The organism is Streptomyces sp. NPDC002785 (assembly GCF_040295565.1).
Classification (GTDB): Bacteria; Actinomycetota; Actinomycetes; order Streptomycetales; family Streptomycetaceae; genus Streptomyces.
This window is the reverse complement of sequence record NZ_JBEOVN010000363.1, coordinates 1-3,326: the sequence shown is the minus strand read 5'-3', so window position 1 is coordinate 3,326 and position 3,326 is coordinate 1. Positions and strand designations below refer to the sequence as shown.

Below are 3,326 nucleotides of genomic sequence, written 5' to 3'. Positions count from 1 at the left end.
GGGTCTCTTGACCTCGGGCGGGCCGGCTCCCGCCCGCCCCCCCCCCCCGCCGCCCGGATGGTGCGAGTCACTCATCCTCAAGAAGCGTCCCACCGAACCCGTCGAGCTACGTCTGCCGGTGACACTGACAGGCATGGAGCTCAAGAAGACCGCCCAGCGGCATCTGAGGCTGGAGGACAACGCGGGGGGACTTGTCGCCAGCGCTCCGGCACCGAGGATGTGGGGCACCGGCACCGATCCCGTCTCCGGAGAACCCCTCAAGGACGCCGAGATCGCCACGGCCATCGAGAAGACGGCCGAGGGCACCGTGTTGGTGCTGCGCCCGAGCGAGGAATTCCTCAACGACCCGGACCTGACCTATCCCGTCACCATCGACCCGACCACCACTCTGGCCGCGTCGACCGACACATGGGTCGCCACCAACTACCCCGACTCACAACGGGGCTCCACGGAGCTGAAGGCCGGCACGTACGACGCGGGTACGACGAAGGCCCGCTCCTTCCTCAAGTTCGACGTCGCCAAGTACACCGGCACCAATATCCTCAGCGCAGAGCTGCGCATGCACTCCTACTGGTCCGCCAGCTGCTCGAATGAGACCATGGGCGTGGAAGCCCGACGCATCACGCAGAGCTGGGACCCCAGCGCCGTAACGTGGGGTGCTCAGCCCGCCACCACCACTACCGGAGCCGCAGTCTCCAAGGCCGCCTACGGCTACAGCTCCGCGTGCCCGGCCAACTTCATGCGCTGGAACGTCACGGGCATCGCTCAGGCATGGGCCGCCGGTGAAACCAACCACGGCCTCCAGATCAAGGCCGTGGACGAGCAGGACTCCCTGAGCTGGCGCCGCTTCCGGTCCGCCAACTACGTGAACGGCTCGCAGGGCCCCACCGAGCCCGCCCTGTCCATCACGTACAACACCAAGCCCGGTGTGGGTGCCCTGGTCCGCCCGATATCCGGTGCGGTGACCGCCGACACCACGCCCACGCTGCAAGCGAAAGCCAGCGACGCGGACGGCAACCAGGTCCGCATCACCTTCGAGGTCTGGAACGCCGCAGGTACCGCCCGGGTCTCCACGGGCACCTCCGCCTACGTCGCCTCGGGCGGCATAGGCAGCTGGACGGCACCAGCACTGCCCGCAGGTACCTATCAGTGGCGTGTGGCCACCTACGACGGAACCGACTGGAACGGCACCTGGTCCGCCTGGCGCACACTGACCATCGACACCTCCATACCCGCCGCTCCCACGATTGTCTCCACGGCCTATCCGGCCGACGGGCTGTGGCACGGTGACGCGGGCACCCCGGGGACGTTCACCCTCACCGACCCGGCCGGCAAGGCCGTGTCCGCCGAGTACGCCCTTGACGAGGAACCGGCGCGCACCGCAACGCTCACCGGCGGCAAAACAGTTGTCATCATCACGCCCGCCACCCGCGGCGTCCACTCCCTGACCGCCCGGGTCAAGAACGCCGCCGGCACCTGGTCGGAATGGTGCGAGTACACCTTCCAGGCCGGCTCACTCACCGGGAAGCTCTCCACCTCCTTCATCAACGAGATAGCAGAAACCCACTTCTCCGGCATCCTCCACCCCGCTGAGGAAGAGGACGAGACCACCGAACCGACCGAGGACATACCGGAAGAGGACGACACTCCTCCCGGCTACGTCGAGGAGGAGGACCCCGAGAAAATCGAGGACAAGGAAAGCGTCGCTGCGGGCCCGGTCACCGAACTGCCCGCAACCGCCGACAGCACCGTCGTGGGCACCAGCGCCGACGGCAGCGCCCAGAACCTGCCCGTCGCCACCACCTCACCGGCTGAACTGAGCAGCACCGGCCTGGTGATCTACCCGAACACCCAGCAGGACGCGGACACCGTCGCAACCCGTACCGAGGCCAGCCAGGTGGAGCTCTTCCACCTGCTGCGCACCGCGAACGCGCCCCACTCCTTCACCTATACGGTGAATCTGCAGCCCGGCCAGGAGATGACAGCCGTCTCCCAGAACACCTTGATGATCGCGGACGAGCAGGCAGGCTTCGCCACCTTCGTCTCCGCCCCGCTAGCCATTGATGCCAAGGGAACCGCTGTCCCGGTGTCCATGACGGCATCCGGCTCCGCGATCGGCATCTCGCTCGCACCGGCAGCGGGCCAGACCGTGCACTACCCGGTTCTCCTCGATCCCAGCGCCTCCGGCTACGGGATGACGCCGTCAGAGAAGCGCTACTGCCTGCTCAACCCCTATGACTGCTCCAAGGCCCGCGACCAGGCGGCAGCGGCGGTCTATTACGCCAAGAAGTACTACGCGGACAAGACCCTGTACCAGGGCACCGGCGACGCCTTCCGGCACTGCTACTGGAACGCGACGATGGAGATCTTCATCGACCACGAAACCGCCTACGAGGTCGCCACACGCCACGAGTCGCAGTCCAAGGGCAACGACAAGGAAATGGACCTCCGGAACAACAAGACCGGCCGCGCCATAGGACGGAACTACAAGAGCAAAGACAAGGCGAAGGCATCCAGCAAGTCCCGCAGTGCCTGCAAGAGCTACGTGTCGACGGGCAAGCTCTGGATCATCAAGAACGGGAAGCTTGTGAGGAGCAACGCATGAACCACCTTCTCAACCACCGGGTCGCGCCGGCACTGCTGATCGCGCAGATCGCCTACATCGCCCTCTTCGGCCTGCTGTTCGCCCTGCCCGGCCCGGACACCGGCGAACTCGATCACACCGAGCCGTCCACCACAGGTGACGTCATGTTCACAGGACTCCTGATCCTGACGGTGCTGGCGATGGGAGGCGGCGCCGCGCTGCTGGGCTGGAAGAAGGTTCAGGCATGGGCTCCGCCCACCGCCTGGGCAGCATGGCTCGGAGCGCTCGGGCTCGGTGAGATCGCCATCGCAGTGGCCTTCCTGAACGCGGCTCTCCAGGAACCCTTCGGCCCGGACACTCTGATCGCGGCACTGGCCATCGCTGTCAGCATGGCCATTACGCTGACCTGCGTCGGCGAAGTCCGGAGACATCTCCGCAGCCCCAAGCCCGCGCCGCAGGGCTGAGCACCAAAGCAGCCACCAGCAGAAATCGGGGATAGTCCTCCCCACAGCAGCCGAACAGGTCCCGCCTGCAGCCCCGAAGCAGCAGGCGGGACGTCAGCTACGAGCCTCTGTCAATCCCCCGGAAGAAGGACTCGGCAGCGGCGTTGTCCAGGGCTGATCCAACTCGTCCCATGGACTGCACCACGCCTAAGAGCCTGTCGGGTGGCTGATCATGCGTGATGCGTGACGGTCGTGATCTGCCTTCCGGGCATGGCGACGGCCCCGGAATGATCACGTGG

The 3,326-nt window shown here is 66.3% G+C and carries 2 protein-coding genes; both read left to right on the top strand.

All coding sequences use genetic code 11. From position 1 onward, the window contains the following. Positions 1-133: 133 nt before the first annotated feature. Positions 134-2,605, top strand: coding sequence for a DNRLRE domain-containing protein (locus ABTZ94_RS36930; RefSeq protein ID WP_351207744.1), 2,472 nt, complete (start codon positions 134-136; stop codon positions 2,603-2,605). Beyond that, on the top strand, positions 2,602-3,048 hold the full coding sequence (locus ABTZ94_RS36925) for a hypothetical protein (protein WP_351207742.1): 447 nt from the start codon (positions 2,602-2,604) through the stop codon (positions 3,046-3,048). Before ABTZ94_RS36930 ends, ABTZ94_RS36925 begins: the two co-directional genes overlap by 4 nt. The last annotated feature ends 278 nt before the right edge of the window (positions 3,049-3,326 follow it).